This window comes from Sphingopyxis sp. (assembly GCF_016463645.1).
Lineage (GTDB): Bacteria > Pseudomonadota > Alphaproteobacteria > Sphingomonadales > Sphingomonadaceae > Sphingopyxis.
Genome location: NZ_JAEMQX010000080.1, coordinates 245 through 16,817 on the forward strand (window position 1 = coordinate 245; position 16,573 = coordinate 16,817).

Here is a 16,573-nt window from a genome sequence, read left to right on the forward strand (position 1 = left end):
GCTGTGAACGACGCTCGTCAAAAATCTGACGATGCCGCACGCCGAGCCGCAAAACCGCGCATCAAACCGCGACTGGCACGCTTCCTGCAAATTATCGGGAGACCATTTTGGACCTACAGGAGATGGACCTTGTTCCGTAACATTCTCGTGCGCCTTGCAACCTGCGCCGCCGCTGTTTCGCTCGCCGCCCCGATCGCGGCACAGGCGCAGCAGAGCAATGAGGATTGGCAGACGATCGACGTACTGACCAACATGGTCGCCAATGCGATGGGCCGGAGCGCCATCCCGGTCGATCGCCGCATCAAGCTCGCGCGCTGCCCCGAACAGGCATCGGTCACCGCGATCGACGCCCAGACACTCGCGGTCCGCTGCGCCTCGCTCGGCTGGCGCCTGCGCGTACCGATGACCGGTCCCACCGATGCGTCGCCGGTCGCGGCCAGTTTCGTTCGTCCCACGGCAAGTGCACCCGTCATTCGCCGCGGCGACAACGTCCGCGTGACGATCGAAACCGCCACCTATTCGATCAGCTATGCCGCTATCGCGACGCAGGATGGTCGCCTTGGCGAAACGATCGCCCTGCGCGGAAACGATGCCAAATCGACGCTCAGTGCGACCGTCACTGGAGCCGGCCGCGCCCGCCTCGACGACTGACTCCTCCCTCGCTTACGCACGCACAGGCCCGGGCTGTCGGCTTTCCGACGGCGCCGGGCCTTTCTTTTCTCTTTTTTGCGATGAGCGGCCTTAATCGCCCGAAACAGCGTCCGTTAAAGCCTTCGTGAACCGCGTCGTCACTTTTCTGACGGCACCGGATGGAGGCCTTTATGTCGGGTGACAGCAAGATCGGACCAGTCGGCGGCATCGGCCGCACCGGCCCGCTGCGCAAGGTCGCCGGCGAGACGGTCGCGGCGATGCGTGCGCCGGCGCAGCTCCAGCCGGCGCAGGACAATCTGCCGACCGCGCGCCTGAGCCGCCTCGCAACCAGCCTCGCCGACCAGGCGCCGCCGGTCGACGTCGCACGCGTCGCGTCGCTGCGCACCGCGATCGGAAACGGCAGCTATGGCGTCCACCCCGCGATCATCGCGAGCGCGATGCTCGATTTCCACAGCCGCGGGGGCGAATGATGCAGGCACAGATGGAAGTCCTGCAATCGCGACTCAACGATCTGGTCGGCGCGCTCGACGGGCACGACGCCGGCGCGATCATCGCTGCGACCGAGGAGCTTGCGACCGCTGTTATCCTGTTCCGCGGAACGGCCATCCCCGCGGGGAGCGAGCATCGCGCGCGCGCGCTGATGGGCCAGACGCTGAGCCAGCTCGAAGCCGCCGCAATGCGCGTCAATATCCTGAAGAACTGGACGCGTCAGAGGATTGACAAGAATCATGAAATCCGCGGCATCAAACCGCGGGGCGCGGCTTTAAGCTACTGATGCATAGTTAATTTCCGGGCATTTCCTCGAAATGGCACGATGATTGCTTTTGGTCTGCTGAACAAGCGGAACCAAGAGCCATGAACGCAATCAACAACTCCAATGCAGCGAACCGCGTCGCGGCACCCGTCATGGACGCGGTGCAGAACGCGTCGGCGCGCACGGGGATCGATTTCGATTATCTGTTCGACGTCGCGCGCGTCGAAAGCGGCTATAATCCGACTGCGAAGGCGCCGACCTCGTCGGCGCGCGGCCTCTATCAGTTCACCAGGCAGACCTGGCTCGCGACGCTCGATCGCCATGGCGCGAACCACGGCCTCGCCTGGGCTGCCGACGCGATCGGCCGCGACGCATCGGGCCGGCTGACCGTCGCCGACCCCGTCCTCCGCCAGCAGATACTCGACCTGCGCGACGATCCGACGGCGTCGTCGAGCATGGCCGCAGCGCTCACCGGCGACAATCGCGACTATCTCGAAAGCCGGATCGGCCGTGCTGCCGAGCCCGTCGACCTCTATCTCGCGCATTTCCTGGGAAGCGGCGGCGCCGCCAAATTCCTTACCGCGCTCGAGGCCAATCCCGACCAGCCCGGCGCATCGATGATGCCCGAGGCGGCCGCCGCCAACCACTCGGTCTTCTATGCCCCCGACGGCAGCATGCGCAGCCTTGCCGAGATCCGCGAACGCTTTCGCGTGAAACTCGAGGACGGCGGCAAGATCGAAAATATGAAGCCCTTCGCCCCCTCGGGCTGGCACGCGCAGGCGAGCAGTTCGAGCGGCCTTGCGGGCGCCGGCGGGGGACGTCCTCCGCTTCAGATGATGGATATCCAGCCTATGCCGAAGAAGCTCTCGATGGGCTTTGCCGCCGATGCCTATCGGCGGCTTGCGTCGCTTTCGGGAGGCGCGGCATGACCGCGGGCTTCAGCCTTCGCAATTTCGCACGCTTCGCCGGCGTCTCCGCGCTGCCGGCGGGGATGCTGATCCTCGTCGCGCTGATGGTGATCCCGGTTTCGCCGCTGATCCTCGACATCAGCTTCGTCGCGAACATCATGATCAGCCTCCTGATCCTGATGGTCGCGCTGCAGGCGTCGAAACCGCTCGACTTCTCGGCATTCCCGACCGTGCTGCTGCTCGCGACGCTGTTCCGCCTCGCGCTGAATGTCGCCTCGACGCGCGTCGTACTCGTCCACGGCCACGAAGGCACCGCCTCGGCGGGCCATGTCATCGAGGCATTCGGCCAAGTACTGATCGGCGGCGATTATGTCGTCGGCCTGTTCGTTTTCGTCGTGCTGATGATCATCAACCTGATCGTGATCACCAAGGGCGCGGGCCGCGTATCCGAAGTGTCGGCGCGCTTCACGCTCGACGCCCTTCCCGGCAAGCAGATGGCGATCGACGCCGATCTCAATGCCGGTCTGCTCACCCCCGAAGAGGCGAAGGCGCGCCGCGTCGAAGTCGGCACCGAAGCCGATTTCTACGGGTCGATGGACGGCGCCTCGAAATTCGTGAAGGGCGACGCCGTCGCCGGCCTGCTGATCCTCTTCGTCAACATCGTCGGCGGGCTGATCCTCGGCATCTTCAGTCACGGGCTCAGCCTGTCCGAAGCCGGCAGCACCTATATCACGCTCGCGATCGGCGACGCGCTCGTCGCGCAGATCCCGGCGCTTTTGCTGTCGATCGCCGCCGCCGCGATCGTCACCCGCGTCTCCTCGCCCTTCGATCTCAGCGGCCAGATCGGCAGCCAGTTCTCCTCGCCCGCAATCTGGATGGCGGTCGGCGGCATCCTGTTCATTCTCGGCCTCGTGCCCGCGATGCCGCAGATGCTGATCCTGCCCGCCGCGGCGCTGGCGTTCGGTATCGGCTGGCAGCTCCGCCGCGCCGAAGCCGCGGTCGCCGACCTGCCCGAACCCGCCGCGCCCGCGCCCGATCCGTCGCATATCGAATGGGCCGATGTCAGCGACGCGAGCGCATGTCAGCTCGAGATCGGCTATGCGCTCGTCACTCTCGTCGACGAACGCAAGGGATCGCCGCTGATGACGCGCATCACGGGAATCCGCCGTCAGTTGTCGAAGGAACTCGGCTTCGTCGTGCCGCCGGTGAAGGTCACCGACGACCTGTCGCTGCCCGGCAACGTCTATCGCATCTCGGTCGCCGGGGTGATCGTCGGCGAGGACGAGGTCTTCCCCAACGAGATGCTAGCGCTCGATTCGGGCGACCTCGTCACCAAGGTGACCGGCCGGCCGTGCAAGGATCCGACCTTCGGCCTCGACGCGCTGTGGATCCCGAAGGCGATGCAGAATGAAGCGATCGCGGCGGGCTACACCGTCGTCGATCCGGCCACCGTGGTGGCCACCCACCTCAACAACAATATCGTCGGCTCGGCCGCAGAACTGTTCGGCATCGACGACGCGCAGGCGCTGCTCGACAATCTCAAGTCGCATTATCCGCAGCTCGCCCAGAATCTGAGCCCGCAAGGCTATTCGCTGCCGCGCGTCGCGAGCCTCTGCAAGGCACTGCTCGTCGAGCGCGTGCCGCTGCGCGATTTCCGCAAGATCGCCGAGGCGATGGTCGCGCTGTCGTCGCAGCAGCTCGGCGAGATCGATCTTGTCGAAGCGGTGCGTCAGCGCATCGGCGCGCTGATCGTCCAGACGATCGTGCCGAGCCGCATGCCGCTTCCCGTCGTCACCTTCAGCCCCGAGGTCGAAGTGCTGCTGAATCAGGCGGTACGGGCCAACCCCGCCGCCGAATGGCCGTTCGAGCACGGCATGGCGATGACGATCATCGAACAGGTCGGCCAGGCGGTCGAACCGCTGCTGCTGCAGACGCGCAGCTTCGCGCTCGTCGCGTCGCCGATCTGCCGCTCGGCTCTCTCGCGCCTCGTGCGCGCGACCTTCCCCGACGTCGCCGTCATCTCCTACCTCGAGATTCCGGCGACCAAGCAGACCGAAATCGTCGCGACGATCGGCGCCGAAGTGCCGCGCCTCGCGTCCGGGGCCGATGCCCATATGGAGGACCAACCGCATGAGAATTGAGCCCGCCGAGCATTTTGCCGGGCCGATCGGCCGGACGCCGCGCGCGCGCGGCTATGGCGAGAACGTCGAGGCGCTGGTCGAGGAATATTCGCCGCTGGTCCGCAAGATCGCATGGCAGGTGTTTTCGCGCGTATCGCGGACGAGCGAACTCGACGACCTCATCCAGACCGGGCTGATCGCACTGATCGAAGCGAGCCGGAATTATGAGGAACGCGGTTTCGCCTTCGCCACCTATGCGACAACCCGCATCCGCGGCGCGATGATCGACCAGCTACGCCGCGAGGCCGATGTCGGCCGTTCGGCGATGGTCGCGGCGAAGCGAATCCAGACGATGCGCGCCGCGCTCGAACAACAGCTGATGCGCGCGCCGACCCCCGTCGAAATGGCGGTCGCGTTCGACATGTCGGCAGAGGACTATTTCGCGCTCGAGCGCAACGCGACACACGGTCGGTCCACCTCGCTCGACGAACTTACCGAAATCGGGGCGTTCCTTGCCGCTGACGAGGATGCCGGTGCCGACGAGCGCTGCGAGCAGGAGGATCTGATGGGCGCGCTGCGCCAGTGTGTCGGCCGCCTCTCCGAGCGCGAGCAGATGGTGCTCCAGCTCTATTTCTTCGAGGAGCTCAACCTCCACGAGATCGGCCTGACGCTCGACGTCAGCGCCGCGCGCATCTGCCAGATCAAGCGTGAGGCGATGATCAAGGTCGATCACATGATGAAGGAAATGACCGACTAGCGGCGGCACCGGGCACGGCGCGCGCGACCAGTCGGCGCCGCGCCCGACCGGGGGGAGAGTCAGGCCGCCAGCGGCGGAACCGCCTGCCGGATCCGGCCGATCTTTTCGAAATAGCTCGCCATGCGTTCGGCCCCGCCGTCAGTCAGGCGCACGATCGTGCGGCGGCGGTCGCGTTCGTCGATCGACCGGTGCACGAAACCAAGGCCTTCGAGCGCGGCTATCATACGCAGTCCCGACGACAGCGGCACGCCGGCGCCGGTCGCGAGGTCGCTCGCACCGAGCGCGCGGCCGTTCGCGGCGGCCAGCATCAGGTCGAGCATCATGTCCCAGACCGGTCCCGACATTTCGGCGCTGCCGAAATGGCTGCGGCGGATGCGCCGGACCTGGATGCTGAACGACAGCTGGTCGAGCAGCTCCGATTTCGGCGCCGCGTCGGCCCGCGCGGGATCGACGACGCGCACGGTCGCTGCCGGCGTGTCCTTGCCGCGGCTTGCGAGCAGTTCGTGGATCTGGTCGACCCGCGATTTCAGCTCGGCAATTTCTTGGTTCGAAAATTGCTGCATGTGATGCTCCCGGGGAGCCACATATCAGGCCGTAACGTCGTTCCGCCGACCGGACGATCCCGATGCATAGATGATCAGCAACAGGATCGGGTATGATATATAAACCGAAAGGAGCGAATAGGGTCGCGCCAGTATCTCCGAGAACATATATTTCTGGATGTGCCCGAAGATGGCGATGAGCTGCCACCCGGTAATCCAGTAGGGCCAGAAACTGTGCGCCTTCATGGCGATGAACCAGAAGCTCAGCAGCACCAGCACGTCTATGACGAAGATATTCAGTTCGATATCGGTCCAGGTCGGAAAGGGCGTAACGGCACTGGTGAGGACCGACGCGATCAGCGCGGTGTAAGCCGCCCATCTTTCAAGGGGGCCACCGCGTCTGATCGCGACGGCCACCGTGATGAGCAGTACAACATAATAGATCGCGACGGACCACATTGTGGCTGTCAGCCTTTCTTGCGGATCAGCCGGCCTTCGCGAACGGCGCCCTGGCGCCCGACAGGTCGTTGCTGCCTTCGTCGACCAGCTTCGCCGCCGGTTTGACGCCCGCGCCGAACATGCGCGCGCCAAGTCCGACTTCCTTCTGCGTCACCGTAAGCGCCAGATGCGCATCGGTCAGCAGCTGGCGGACTTCCCCGGCGGCGGCGAGCGCATTCGCGACCTTCGCCATCGCTTCCTGGCCGACAATCGCGGACATGTTGGTCTCGCGGCGGGCGGCGGGCAGTGTCGCGGCGAGCCGGGCGATACGGATCATCGCCTCGTCGATGGCGTCTTCGGCGTGGTGCAGGTCGGAAGCGATCTTCTTCGCCGCAGAAACTCGTTGATTCAGCATCTTCTTTTTCCTTGAAAAAGAATGCTACCGGTTCCCCCCCGCAGCATTCGTTCGAACATCAAGTCAGAACACGACCGAGTCCGACAAGGATCGAATAGAGGGCGGAGAAGGCCAAAATTGTCGCAAATGCGATCAGGATCGGCCAGATTATCCTTTCCATCAACCCATGCCGGTTGGCCGGCTGGGACGCGGTAGGAAATGGCGAACCAATATCGAAAAATCGCCGAAACGAACTGCGCCCCGGTTCGCCTTCGTCGGACTTGGGGGCCTCGCCTAGGTCGATCAGTTGATATGTCAAAGGCTGATAAGGGGTAACATGGTCGAAGACACCGTTAACCGCCAGGATACGCGCCGCCTCTATCCTGTTAGAAACATTAAGTTTCTTTAACACACGCCGAACCCGCTCGTCGACGGTATGGGGCGAAACGTTCATCAGCCGCGCAATCTGCTTGGAATTTTTGTGCTCATAAACATGCCGCAGCGTTTCAATCTGCGCGGCAGACAGCAGGCTGATGTAATTGTCGGGGTCGCCTTGCACGGCCGTTGGAATAGAGCATCACGAGTCGAAATCAAGGTCGGTAGCCAGCTAATTTCCTGTCTGCCCTATTCCCGGTCACCGGTGTCGCGCGATTCGGCCAGCCAAGCGACGAGCCCCTAGCGGCCCTCCTTGAGCGTGCGATAGCGCTGGATCGACTTTTCGATGTGCCGGCGCGCGGCGCGGCGCGCGGCGACGGGGTCTCCCGCCTCGATCGCCGCGACGATCGCCTCATGGTCGCGGTTGATCGTATGGGCATAGCGCTGGTGCCGGACCGGATCGTCGCCCTGGAGATAAAGTCGCCGCGACGGCACCAGCCGCACGCCGAGAAACTGGGTGAAGCGCAGGAAATAGGGATTGCCCGTCGCGCTCGCGATGGCGGCGTGAAAGGCCGCGTCCGCGGAAACCGACGCATCGACGTCACTGCTGTCCTCCATCGCGGCCAGCGTCCGGCGCAGTTCGGCCAGATCGGCGTCGGTCCGGCGCCGCGCGGCAAGGTCGGCCATCTCGACCTCGAAACCCATGCGCATTTCGAGCAGCTTCAGCACATCGTCGATCTCGCCGATTTCTTCGGCGGTGACCTGAAAAGCACGATATTGCGCGCCGTCGGGAACATAGGCGCCCGAACCGCGCCGCGATTCGAGCAATCCTCGCGCTGCGAGCCGCGAATAGGCTTCGCGCACGACAGTGCGGCTGACGCCGAAACTCTCGGTGATTTCCCTTTCGGTCGGGAAGCGCGACCCGACGGGCATCTCGCCCGTTTCGATCTGCTCCTCGAAGCGCTGGACCAGATCGTCGGCCAGCGATGCCGCCTTGGTTACCGCCATACCCGGTGCGTTATCATCGCGTTTCGCAACTGGCTAGGGCCTGAAATCGGCGCGCTGCGCGTCGACATAGCCGTTCCAGTCCGCCTGCGTCGCAAAGTCGCCGCCGCGGTCCCACGCCGCGCCACTGTAATAGACGAAGGGGCGTCCGGGCTGCACGCGCACGAGGATCAGATAATTGTCGGAGTCCTCGGCAAAGCCCGCGAAGGCGGCCGGATCGACGATCACCGCCGCCGCCATCCGGCCCTTTTCGCCATCGGCGGGACCCCACCAGCTCATCCGCGCGCCGGCGCTGTCCTTTTCGATCTCGCCCGGCTTGTCGCCATTGATCGGGCGCTTTGAAATGCCGATGCCGACGATCAGTTCGGCATCGCTGTTCGAAGCGATGGTCGAGGTCAGCCGTGTGAAATTGGTGCCCGCCGGCAGCGTGAAGCGCCGCGTCTCCTGCACCGTGCGCAGGGTATCGACCGGCCATGGCGCATAGTCGACGGTGAAGTCGGCGATGTCGGGTCCCGATTTCAGGATATGCGGCCGGACATAGTTGCGCGAGGTCCACAGCTTGTTGTCGTGCCAGATGCCGAGACCGCCGATCCCGCGCCCCGTGCCGACATTATAGAAATCGACCCCCTCGCCATGGTCGGCATGCTGGTCGCCGGTGCGCAGCTGGCGGTCCATGAAAGGCCAGCGCACGCGCTTGCCCCACGCGTCGATCCCCGACGACGAGGGGGGCTCCGCCTTTTCAAGCGCGTGGCCATAAATGCGGTATGCGATCCGGTCGTTTTCCCAGAGCAGATCATCGAAGCGATAGTCGGCGATCACCACCGCGGCGCGCGCCTTTTGCTCGTCGGCCGTCGCGGGCCGCATCGGCTTGTGCTCCTGCCCGATCGCCGGGGCGGCGAGCAACGCCAGCGCAAGAAAGATTGTTCGCATCACCAACTCCACATTGTTCCGTCCTCGAGCCGGTTCACCGGCAGATAGGCGCGGGCATAAGGAAAAGTTCCGGCGAGCGCCTCATCGATGTCGACGCCGAGCCCCGGCGCGTCGCCGGGGTGGAGCATGCCGTCCGCAAAGCGCCAGGCATGCGGAAAGACAGCGTCGGTTTCCGGGGTATGGCGCATATATTCCTGGATTCCGAAGTTCGGGATCGCCAGCCCGAGGTGGAGCGCCGCCGCCATCGTCACCGGCGACAGGTCGGTCGCGCCGTGGCAGCCGGTGCGGACCTGATAAAGGTCGGCGAGCGAGGCGATCTGGCGCATATGGGTGATCCCGCCCGCGTGGAGCACGGTTGCGCGGATATAGTCGATCAGCCGGTTCTCGATCAGCGCCTTGCAGTCCCAGACCGACGAGAAAATCTCGCCGACGGCGAGCGGCGTCGTCGTGTGCTCGCGGATCAGGCGAAACGCCTCCTGATCCTCGGCGGGGGTCGCATCCTCGATCCAGAAGGGCCGCCAGGGCTCGAGATCCTTGCCGAGACGCGCCGCCTCGATCGGGGTCAGCCGGTGGTGGATATCGTGGAGCAGATGGACGTCCCAGCCGAGCGCCTCGCGCGCCGCGGCGAAGAGTTCGGGCACGATGCGCATATATTTCGCGGTCGACCAGACATTCTCGGTCGGCAGGTCGTTGTCGGCTGGCTCGTAGAAATAGCGGTCCTTGCTGACGCCATAGGTCGACGCCATGCCCGGCACCCCGCACTGCAGGCGGATCGCCTTGTAACCCTGCCGCTGGTAATCGAGCGCCGCCTCGATCGTGTCCGCTATCGTCGTGCCGTTGGCATGGCCATAGACCATGCAGCCCTCGCGCGACGCGCCGCCGAGCAACTGATAGACCGGCAGCCCGGCGACCTTGCCCTTGATATCCCACAGCGCCATGTCGATCGCGGCGATCGCAGCCATCGTCACCGGACCGCGCCGCCAATAGGCACCCTTGTAGAGATATTGCCAGATATCCTCGATCCGGTGCGCGTCGCGACCGATCAGACAGGGGATCACATGCTCCGAAAGATAGGCCGCGACCGCGAGTTCGCGGCCGTTGAGCGTTGCGTCGCCGACACCGGTGGTGCCGTCGTCGCATTCGATCTTCAGCGTCGTGAAATTGCGGCCCGGCGAGGTCAATATCACGCGGACTGACAAGATCTTCGGCATCCCGTCCTCTCTGGTCATACGGCTAGTTGTGTGACAACCTTATTGACTTCCCGCTAAAAAGGAAAGAGATATGTCACCGGTGTCATGCAAGCCGGACCGGGTCATCGGGAGAGGTGAAATATGCGAAGCGCCCGGCGCGCCATGGCCGCGGCAAGTTTGTCCGGCGCCCTGCTGTTTTGCAGCCTGGCTTCCAGCGCTGCCGATCCCGCGGGCACGGCGCAGCCCCATTTATGGCCCGCGCTGTCCGCGCCCACCGTTGATCCGGTGATCGAAAGGCGCATCGATGCGCTGCTTTCCGCGATGTCGATCGAGCAGAAGGTCGGGCAGATCATCCAGGGCGATATCGGCAGCACGACCCCCGAGGATGTCGCGCAATATCATCTCGGTTCGATCCTCAACGGCGGCAGTTCGTCGCCCGGCGGCGACGAATTCGGCCCGGCCTCGGCGTGGGTCGCGGCAGCCGATGCCTATTATGAGGCGTCGATGCGTCCGAACGGCGACCTGCCACGCATCCCTGTCATGTGGGGGTCGGATGCGGTCCACGGCCACAACAACATCGTCGGCGCAACGCTCTTTCCGCACAATATCGGTCTCGGCGCGGCGCGAAATCCCGCGTTGATGGAAAGGATCGGCGAGGTCACCGCGACCGAGATGCGCGTGACAGGGCTCGACTGGACCTTCGCACCGACGATCGCGGTCGCGCGCGACGACCGCTGGGGCCGCACCTATGAAAGCTTCGGCGAGGATCCGGCTATCGCTGAATCCTATGCCGCCGCACTCGTCCACGGCATTCAGGGACGGAAAGGCGACGCCGACTGGCTCAGGGGCGCCCACATCATCGCCACCGCCAAGCATTTCCTGGCCGACGGCGGCACTTCGGACGGCCGCGACCGCGGCGATGCGAAGATCGACGAGGCCGGGCTGATCCGCCTCCACGCTCCCGCTTACGTCGCTGCGCTGGGTGCCGACGTCCAAAGCGTAATGGCGAGCTTTTCGGGGTGGAATGGCGTCAAGATGCACGGCAATGAAAGCCTGCTTACTGGCGTACTCAAGCAGCGCTGGGGCTTCGACGGCCTCGTCGTCGGCGATTGGGACGGCCACGCCAAGGTACCGGGCTGTTCGCCCACCGACTGCCCCGCGTCGATCGCTGCGGGGCTCGACCTCTATATGGGACCCGCGAGCTGGAAGGGTCTCTACGCCTCCACGCTTGCCGCGGCGCAATCGGGCAAGCTGTCGATGGCGCGACTCGACGATGCGGTGCGCCGCATATTGCGCGTCAAGCTGCGCACCGGCCTGTTCGAGGAGGGCAAGCCTTCAGCGCGGCCCTATGCCGCGCGTTACGAGCTTCTCGGCGCGCCCGAACATCGCGCCGTGGCACGGCAGGCGGTGCGCGAATCGCTTGTCCTGCTCCGGAATGACGGGGTGCTTCCGCTCAAAACCGACACCCGCATCCTCGTCGCGGGCGACGGGGCCGACAATGTCGCCAAGCAATCGGGCGGCTGGACGCTTACCTGGCAAGGCACCGGCACGCTACCCGGGCATTTCCCCGGCGCGACCTCGATCTTCGCCGGCGTGCGCGACGCCGTGACGGCAGGCGGCGGCACCGCCGAGCTGTCGGTGGAGGGCCGCTTCACGACCAGACCCGATGCGGCGATCGTCGTGTTCGGCGAGGATCCTTATGCCGAATTCCAGGGCGACCGCGCCGACCTCTATTTCGACGATACGCGCGGCAATCTCGACGTGATGAAGCGGCTGAAGGCTGCGGGCATTCCCGTCGTTGCGATCTTCCTTTCGGGCCGGCCGCTTTGGGTCAATCGCCATATCAACGCCGCCGACGCATTCGTCGCGGCGTGGCTCCCGGGGTCCGAAGGCGGCGGGGTCGCCGATGTCCTGTTCGGCAAGGCGGACTTCAAGGGCAAGCTTCCCTTCTCCTGGCCCGCCGACGCGAAGGGCGCGCCGCTCAATGTGGGCGATCCGGACTACAAGCCACTCTATCCCTTCGGATTCGGCCTCACCCTCACCGACCGCAAGTCCGCGTCGCGGCTTTCCGAAGACCCCGGCATCGTCGTCGAACAACCGCTCACGGGCCCGATCTTCGCGCGCGGCCGCGCGGTCGGCACCCGGCTGCTCCAGATCGACGGTGCCAACGACAGCCCGCAGGTGATCAGCGGCGCCGCGGACAATGGCGCGATCGCGGTGCGCCCCGTCGACCGGGATGCGCAGGAGGATGCGCGCGAAATCATCTGGTCGGGCAGGTCGCGCGGGACGCTGATCGTCGCCAACCCGCGTGCCGCCGACCTGTCGCGTGCCGGGCCGCTCGCGCTCACGCTCGACCTCCGTGTCGATCAGGCGCCCGCCGGACCCGCGACGCTCGAACTGCGCTGCGGCGCCGGCTGCACGGCGCGGCTCGATATCGCGCCACGCCTCTCCGCTATCGCAGCCAAGGGCTGGCAGACGCTGTCGGTCCCGCTCGCCTGCCTGTCCGGCGCGCAGCTCGATAAAGTCACCGCGCCTTTCGCGCTTTCGTCGGGCATGCCGATGCGTCTTACCCTCTCCTCGATCGCCCTAACGCCCGTAAAGGAAACGCCATGTCGCTGAGCCTTTTTGCCCTGATGATGACCGCCCCTGCCGCAGCGGTGGCGCCAGCCGAACCCGTCATGCCGAAGCCCGCGGAGATCCTCGCCCAGACGCGCCGCGTCGCCGACTGGCAGCTTGCGCATCGCGAAGCCTGGGACAAGATGCCCGCCGCGCGGCCGAGCGTGCGCGAACCGCGCGACTGGCAGCAGGCAACCTTCTGGGTCGCGCTCACCGATCTCGCCGAACGGGACGCGCGCTATCGCGACCCCGTCGTCGAGCTTGGCCGCGCGCAGAAATGGCAGCTCGGCAAGCTCGCCTACCATGCCGACGACCAGCTGATCGCGCAGGCGTGGGAATGGGCGGCGCGCAACGGCGGCGGTGCCGAGGCGCTCGGTCCGGCAAGGGCCTATTTCGACAATGTCTTTACCAACCGCCGGACGAACAGTCTCGAATTCGTCCCTACCCAGCCGGGCGGAGGCTATTCACTATGCACCGAACGCTGGTGCTGGTGCGATGCTCTGTTCATGGCGCCGCCGACGATGCTGCGCATCGGCAGCGCGACCGGAGACAAACGCTATGCCGATTTCGTCCACGCCGAATGGAAGGCGACGACCGACTATCTCTACGACCCGAGCGAAGACCTGTATTTCCGCGATAGCCGCTTTTTCGGGATGCGCGATGCCAAGGGGCGCAAACTGTTCTGGAGCCGCGGCAACGGCTGGGTGATGGGCGGCCTCGTCCGCGTGCTGCAGGTGCTGGGCGAGGACGATCCGCAGCGGCGCTATTATGAAGCTCTCTTCAGAAAGATGGCGGCGAAACTCGTCACACTGCAAAAACCCGACGGATATTGGCCCGCGTCGCTGCTCGACCAGGATCCGGGCACGCCGCCCGAATCGAGCGGCACCGCCTTTTTCACCTACGCCTTCGCCTGGGGCGTCGACAACGGCCTGCTCGACCGCAAGGTCTATGAGCCCGCGGCCGTGCGCGGCTGGGCCGCGCTGCAGCGCGCGGTGCAGCCCGACGGCATGCTCGGCTGGGTCCAGCAGGTCGGCGACCGCCCCGACAGCGTATCGGCCGAGGAGACGCAATTTTACGGCTCGGGCGCTTTCCTGCTCGCCGGCACCGCCATGTACGACCTGTCGCAAAGGCGCCCGAAGTTCTGAAATTGGCCGGCGGAAACGCTTTTCGGCCGCAGGTCGCAGTTAGATTGACTTCACGCCACAGTTGTATTACATCTGAAATGACACCGGTATCAATTTTTCTTTCGCAAAATGACACCGGTAGCAAATATTCATCGCCGGCATCGCGACCGGTGGAACAGGGAGAGGGAATATGAAATTACGCCCGGTCATGATGACCCGCGCCGCGCTCCTCGCGTCGGCCGCGCTTGCCACTGCCGCCCCCGCCTGGAGCCAGGAGGCACCTGCCGAAATCGAAAGCGACCAGCCCGCGGCAGTTGACGGCGGCGACGAGATCCTCGTCACCGGCACCCGCGCGACGCAGCGCAGCTCGATCGAGTTCAAGCGCGCCGCCGACGTCGTCGTCGACGGCCTCGTCAGCGACGAGATCGGCGCGACTCCCGACAATTCGGTCGGCGACACGCTCGAACGCATCGTCGGCGTCTCGGCCGACCGCTTCAAGGGCAATGCCAACGAACTGTCGGTGCGCGGCCTCGGCCCGACCTTGAGCTTCTCGACCTTCAACGGCCGCGAGGTGTCGACCGCAGGGCCCGACCGATCGGTCGCCTTCCAGCAATTCCCGTCCGAACTCGTCAACGGCGTGCTCGTCTATAAATCGCAACGCGCCGATTTCCTCGAAGGCGGCGTCGGCGGGGTCATCGAGCTACGCTCGATGAAGCCGCTCGATTACGGCAAGCGGCGTATCCAGTTCGAGGTACGCGGCGATTTCCAGCCGCAGGACAATGACGTCTACCAGCATGACGGCCTCGGCTATCGCGCCAACTTCTCCTACACCGACCAATATTCGACCGGCATCGGCGATATCGGCGTGTCGATCGGCTACCAGCGGCAGGACACGACCGCGCCCGAGGACTATTACAACGCCAATTCGACCTTCCAGCTCTGCAACACCTCGGCTAACAACCCCTTCCAGCTGACGGGCTCGACCGCGGTACAGACGGGCGCCGGCGCCAACCAGAATTGCACCTTCGCGACCGGCCCGCGCAGCGCCGGCACTCCGCCCGTAGTGGTCGGCGAGACACGCGGCGATGCCTATTTCGCCAATTCGTCGCGCAGTTTCCGCACCCAGACGACCTCCGAAGTCCGCGACGGCCTGATCGGCGCGATCCAGTGGCGCCCGTCGCCCGATTTCGAAATCGCGCTCGACGGCCAATATTCGAAGCGCAACAGCCTCGAGGATCGTAACGTCCTTGGCATCACCGAGGGATTGCGCGGCGTCCAGCCGCTGATCATCGGCAACGGCAGCAATGGCTATTCGCCCGGCGCGCTGATCAGCTATCGCGGCAATTCGAACCTCGAAAACCAGCTCGAAACGCGTCGGCGTATCGAGGAATATCTGGGCGGCGGCTTGAGCCTCATCTGGTCGCCCGACCGTTGGAACGTATCGTTCGACGCCTCCTATTCGAACAGCCACCGCACCGAGACGCAAAAACAGACGCGCATGCGCTCGACGCGCCGCGTCGGCTATACGCTGAGCTATGAGGACGACGATGTCGTGCCGGTGGTCGAGTTCGAGAATTTCGACATCACCGATCCGAACCTGTTCCTCGCGAGCGCGAACAATTCCGTCTATGCGCGCAACCGTTTCGTCACCGACCGCAAGGACCGCATCTGGGCGGCACGGCTCGACATCGACCGCGAGCTCGACGGCTTTTTCACCGGGATCAAGTTCGGCGGCCGCGTGTCCGATCACCACCGCACCAACGACAATGCGCGCAACACCGATCTCAACACGATCCCGGGCACCCCGGCAGAGGTCGCCGCGCTGATCACACGCGCGAACCAGCAGTGCCGCGTCCCCTTCACGACCACCAGTTACATGAGGGGCATGGGTACGAACGTCACAAAATGGGCGACCTTCGACAACGACTGCCTGTTCCGCACCTTCGCCGGCAGCGATGACGCGCTGCCCTATCCGGCCGATGGGCGCGACCCGAGCGACATCGACGTGACCGAGCGCATCTATGCCGCCTATGCGATGGCGAATTTCGAATCCTCGGCGGGCAGCGTGCCGTTCAGCGGCAATGTCGGCCTGCGCTGGGTCAAGACCGACATCACCTCGGTCGGTTTCCGTCAACCCTATCGTATCGTCGTCGATACGGTCGGCGATACATATTCGATCGGCGTCGATCCCGGCCGCCCGCTCGAAACGAACCGCGCGAAGGGCAGCTATGACTATTTCCTGCCATCGGCGAATATCGCCTTCGATCTGTCGGACGAGGTCAAGCTGCGCCTCGCCGCCTATCGCGCAATCGCGCGGTCGGGGATCGAAAGCTTCGGCGCGGGGGTCAATCTCAACCCGACTACCTCGGCCAGCGGCGTCGACAATATCATTTTCAACGCGACCACCGGCAACCCGAACCTCAAGCCGCTGCGGGCCTGGAACCTCGATGCCAGCCTCGAACTCTATGCGTCGCAGGATACGCTGATCTCGGTCGCCGGCTATTATAAATGGGCGAAGGGCACGGTGATCAGCGCCGAAGAGCCGATCCCCACCGACGTCACGATCACGACGATCCGCGACGGCGGCGCGCCCGTGACCGAAACCGTCACGATCAGTCCGGTCGCGCCGACCAACGACCTCGAAACGCGCCATCTCTATGGCATCGAAGCGACCGCGAGCCACGCCTTCACCTGGCTGCCCGATCCGCTCGACGGCTTCGGCATCCAGGGGTCGGTCAACCGCGCCTTCGCCAATTTCGAATATCCCGA

At 65.0% G+C, this 16,573-nt stretch carries 16 protein-coding genes; 9 read left to right on the forward strand and 7 right to left on the reverse strand.

Annotated elements, in window-relative coordinates:
* The first annotated feature begins 129 nt into the window (after window positions 1–129).
* The 6 genes from JHC57_RS15170 (at window position 130) to JHC57_RS15195 (ending at window position 5,190) form a co-directional block, all read left to right on the forward strand.
* Window positions 130–651 (forward strand): flagella basal body P-ring formation protein FlgA, encoded by a 522-nt coding sequence (locus JHC57_RS15170; protein ID WP_294030986.1) that lies wholly within the window; start codon window positions 130–132, stop codon window positions 649–651.
* Between the two features lie 170 nt (window positions 652–821).
* Window positions 822–1,121, forward strand: a complete 300-nt coding sequence (flgM, locus tag JHC57_RS15175) for a flagellar biosynthesis anti-sigma factor FlgM (RefSeq protein ID WP_294030987.1) — start codon at window positions 822–824, stop codon at window positions 1,119–1,121.
* 11 nt (window positions 1,122–1,132) lie between these two features.
* Window positions 1,133–1,426, forward strand: coding sequence for a hypothetical protein (locus JHC57_RS15180; RefSeq protein ID WP_294030988.1), 294 nt, complete (start codon window positions 1,133–1,135; stop codon window positions 1,424–1,426).
* 80 nt (window positions 1,427–1,506) lie between these two features.
* Entirely contained in the window at window positions 1,507–2,334 is an 828-nt protein-coding gene (locus JHC57_RS15185; RefSeq protein WP_294030990.1) for a transglycosylase SLT domain-containing protein, read from the forward strand.
* Window positions 2,331–4,454 carry a flagellar biosynthesis protein FlhA gene (gene flhA, locus JHC57_RS15190; RefSeq protein WP_294030991.1) on the forward strand — a complete coding sequence of 708 codons (2,124 nt, stop codon included), beginning with the start codon at window positions 2,331–2,333 and terminating at the stop codon, window positions 4,452–4,454. Before JHC57_RS15185 ends, flhA begins: the two co-directional genes overlap by 4 nt.
* Window positions 4,444–5,190, forward strand: coding sequence for a sigma-70 family RNA polymerase sigma factor (locus JHC57_RS15195; RefSeq protein ID WP_294030993.1), 747 nt, complete (start codon window positions 4,444–4,446; stop codon window positions 5,188–5,190). The genes flhA and JHC57_RS15195 overlap by 11 nt, the downstream gene beginning before the upstream one ends.
* Before the next feature lie 59 nt (window positions 5,191–5,249).
* Here the strand turns inward: JHC57_RS15195 and JHC57_RS15200 are convergent, their stop codons facing one another.
* The 7 genes from JHC57_RS15200 to manD all read right to left on the reverse strand — a co-directional run bounded on the left by JHC57_RS15200 (window position 5,250) and on the right by manD (window position 10,085).
* Window positions 5,250–5,753 carry a winged helix DNA-binding protein gene (locus JHC57_RS15200; RefSeq protein ID WP_294030995.1) on the reverse strand — a complete coding sequence of 168 codons (504 nt, stop codon included), beginning with the start codon at window positions 5,751–5,753 and terminating at the stop codon, window positions 5,250–5,252.
* A 24-nt stretch (window positions 5,754–5,777) separates the two neighbouring features.
* Entirely contained in the window at window positions 5,778–6,191 is a 414-nt protein-coding gene (locus tag JHC57_RS15205; protein WP_294030996.1) for a hypothetical protein, read from the reverse strand.
* A 25-nt stretch (window positions 6,192–6,216) separates the two neighbouring features.
* A complete protein-coding gene (locus tag JHC57_RS15210; protein ID WP_294030998.1) occupies window positions 6,217–6,585 on the reverse strand; it encodes a hypothetical protein in 369 nt (122 codons plus the stop codon).
* A gap of 58 nt (window positions 6,586–6,643) precedes the next feature.
* Window positions 6,644–7,123: a helix-turn-helix transcriptional regulator gene (locus JHC57_RS15215; protein WP_294031000.1), complete on the reverse strand. Its 480-nt coding sequence runs from the start codon at window positions 7,121–7,123 to the stop codon at window positions 6,644–6,646.
* Between the two features lie 116 nt (window positions 7,124–7,239).
* Window positions 7,240–7,947 carry a FadR/GntR family transcriptional regulator gene (locus tag JHC57_RS15220; protein ID WP_294031002.1) on the reverse strand — a complete coding sequence of 236 codons (708 nt, stop codon included), beginning with the start codon at window positions 7,945–7,947 and terminating at the stop codon, window positions 7,240–7,242.
* A gap of 33 nt (window positions 7,948–7,980) precedes the next feature.
* A complete protein-coding gene (locus JHC57_RS15225) occupies window positions 7,981–8,874 on the reverse strand; it encodes a DUF4861 family protein (RefSeq protein WP_294031004.1) in 894 nt (297 codons plus the stop codon).
* The gene (gene manD / locus JHC57_RS15230; protein WP_294031006.1) at window positions 8,874–10,085 is read right to left on the reverse strand and encodes a D-mannonate dehydratase ManD; all 1,212 of its coding nucleotides are present in this window, start codon (window positions 10,083–10,085) and stop codon (window positions 8,874–8,876) included. Before manD ends, JHC57_RS15225 begins: the two co-directional genes overlap by 1 nt.
* 264 nt (window positions 10,086–10,349) lie before the next feature.
* Here manD and JHC57_RS15235 point away from each other — a divergent pair, with 264 nt between their 5' ends.
* The 3 genes from JHC57_RS15235 to JHC57_RS15245 all read left to right on the forward strand — a co-directional run.
* Complete coding sequence (locus JHC57_RS15235) at window positions 10,350–12,683, forward strand: exo 1,3/1,4-beta-D-glucan glucohydrolase (protein WP_366928547.1); 2,334 nt, start codon at window positions 10,350–10,352, stop codon at window positions 12,681–12,683.
* A complete protein-coding gene (locus tag JHC57_RS15240; protein WP_294031008.1) occupies window positions 12,674–13,825 on the forward strand; it encodes a glycoside hydrolase family 88 protein in 1,152 nt (383 codons plus the stop codon). Before JHC57_RS15235 ends, JHC57_RS15240 begins: the two co-directional genes overlap by 10 nt.
* 169 nt (window positions 13,826–13,994) lie before the next feature.
* Window positions 13,995–16,573: TonB-dependent receptor (locus JHC57_RS15245; protein ID WP_294031009.1), on the forward strand; the 2,579-nt coding region annotated here is incomplete at its 3' end.

Coding starts and splice junctions, on each gene's coding strand:
- flgM (WP_294030987.1), top strand. CDS start 822: ATGTCGGGTGACAGCAAGATCGGACCAGTCGGCGGCATCGGCCGCACC.
- JHC57_RS15180 (WP_294030988.1), top strand. CDS start 1,133: ATGGAAGTCCTGCAATCGCGACTCAACGATCTGGTCGGCGCGCTCGAC.
- JHC57_RS15185 (WP_294030990.1), top strand. CDS start 1,507: ATGAACGCAATCAACAACTCCAATGCAGCGAACCGCGTCGCGGCACCC.
- flhA (WP_294030991.1), top strand. CDS start 2,331: ATGACCGCGGGCTTCAGCCTTCGCAATTTCGCACGCTTCGCCGGCGTC.
- JHC57_RS15195 (WP_294030993.1), top strand. CDS start 4,444: ATGAGAATTGAGCCCGCCGAGCATTTTGCCGGGCCGATCGGCCGGACG.
- JHC57_RS15200 (WP_294030995.1), bottom strand. CDS start 5,753: ATGCAGCAATTTTCGAACCAAGAAATTGCCGAGCTGAAATCGCGGGTC.
- JHC57_RS15205 (WP_294030996.1), bottom strand. CDS start 6,191: ATGTGGTCCGTCGCGATCTATTATGTTGTACTGCTCATCACGGTGGCC.
- JHC57_RS15210 (WP_294030998.1), bottom strand. CDS start 6,585: ATGCTGAATCAACGAGTTTCTGCGGCGAAGAAGATCGCTTCCGACCTG.
- JHC57_RS15220 (WP_294031002.1), bottom strand. CDS start 7,947: ATGGCGGTAACCAAGGCGGCATCGCTGGCCGACGATCTGGTCCAGCGC.
- JHC57_RS15225 (WP_294031004.1), bottom strand. CDS start 8,874: ATGCGAACAATCTTTCTTGCGCTGGCGTTGCTCGCCGCCCCGGCGATC.
- manD (WP_294031006.1), bottom strand. CDS start 10,085: ATGCCGAAGATCTTGTCAGTCCGCGTGATATTGACCTCGCCGGGCCGC.
- JHC57_RS15240 (WP_294031008.1), top strand. CDS start 12,674: ATGTCGCTGAGCCTTTTTGCCCTGATGATGACCGCCCCTGCCGCAGCG.